The organism is Herbiconiux daphne, assembly GCF_024979295.1.
GTDB lineage: Bacteria > Actinomycetota > Actinomycetes > Actinomycetales > Microbacteriaceae > Herbiconiux > Herbiconiux daphnes.
Genome location: NZ_JANLCJ010000735.1, coordinates 1 through 540 on the forward strand (window position 1 = coordinate 1; position 540 = coordinate 540).

Sequence of the window (540 nt, forward strand, 5' to 3'; positions counted from 1 at the left end):
TGATTGAAAACCAGCAATACCTGAAAGCCTCGTTAAATAATGAGGTAGGTATTTCGGCAAACTTTAACCTCAAGCGTGAGCGCCTTGTATCAAGCGAGGTTGAACAAAACGAGGATGGTTTATTCCCTCTCGTTTATAACATGCTGGCGAACCGCCTGAACGCTGCCGCACTGCTTAACCAGATGTACGGCTTAACTGTTGATGTTGATTTCGGCTCTGTATGGGCTGACAAACAAAAAGAACTCGTTGATGGAAACCCTGAAAATAACACTGAACCAGACAACCAGCCCACTACTGAAACTCCTGAACCAGACAACCAGCAGGAACCTGATTCCAGCGAAGAAACAAATCAGGAACAGGAACAAGCTGGGGATGATAACGGCGACGGCGACGGGGAGCGAGGCCAAAGCCCCGACACCGAAACCGAAACAGGGGAAGAGGTAGAAACAGAGGTTGAACCTGAACCGCTTATTGTTGACCCGGAAAATCCGGTCGAGGAGGAAAGTAATGTGCGGGATTAAACTAAAAGACTGGGCGTTA

General features: G+C 48.1%; 1 protein-coding gene. It reads left to right on the plus strand.

Features of this window, described 5'->3' with window-relative positions; all coding sequences use genetic code 11:
• Positions 1-521 (plus strand): hypothetical protein (locus N1032_RS27410; RefSeq protein ID WP_259543873.1); only part of this gene is annotated, 521 nt, incomplete at its 5' end.
• Positions 522-540 lie beyond the last annotated feature (19 nt).